Annotated in this window: 2 protein-coding genes; both read right to left on the bottom strand. The window is 51.6% G+C overall.

Annotated elements, in window-relative coordinates; genetic code table 11:
* A partial coding sequence (locus tag ACWHAR_RS27840; protein WP_452088538.1) for an iron chelate uptake ABC transporter family permease subunit occupies positions 1–355 on the bottom strand: 355 nt, incomplete at its 3' end.
* A partial coding sequence (locus tag ACWHAR_RS27835) for an ABC transporter substrate-binding protein (protein WP_452088537.1) occupies positions 318–674 on the bottom strand: 357 nt, incomplete at its 5' end. The genes ACWHAR_RS27840 and ACWHAR_RS27835, both read right to left, overlap by 38 nt.

The raw sequence follows: 674 nt of genomic DNA, 5'->3' as shown, positions 1-674 counted from the left end.
CGGCACCGACGGCCGCGCCAGACGAAATGCCAAGCGTATATGGATCCGCGAGCGGGTTTTTCAAGAGCCCCTGAAACCCGGCTCCCGCGGCAGCCAGACCCGCGCCGACAAGAGCGGCCAAAACCACCCTCGGGAGCCTGATTTTCATGATGATGTTCGCCTCTGTCGGATCGGGATTTAACCCTTGAATGCCAAACCATTCTTCCAAAAAAACCTTCATAATAGAAGGAATGGGAATCTCCAAAGATCCGATAGAGATTCCCATAAGAACGGATGCCGACAAAAACAGCAGGCTGAAGGCATATGCCGCAAAACGGTTATTTCTTAAAAACGTCAGGGTAAATATGTTCAGCAAGCTCTTCGACCCCTTTGATCAATCGCGGCCCCGGACGGGTCACGAGGTCAGGGTCCACGTCGTATACTTCATTATTTTTGACGGCTTTGACACCGCTCCAGCCGCTCCGTTTTTTAATTTCGCTGACAGCGGATTCGCCGTTTGTCGTCACGATCGCATCGGGATTCAGCTTGACGATCGCTTCTTCCGTTATCTTGGCCCAGCCTTTCTGCGCGGAAGCAGCATTTTCCGCATGGATCGCTTCAAGCATTTCATTCATAAAGGTGCCTTTTCCGGTCGTATAAATGTCCGGAGCCGGAGACACTTCGACAAATACTTT

The organism is Bacillus sp. LR--39, assembly GCF_053613335.1.
This window is presented reverse-complemented; position numbering and strand designations above follow the sequence as displayed.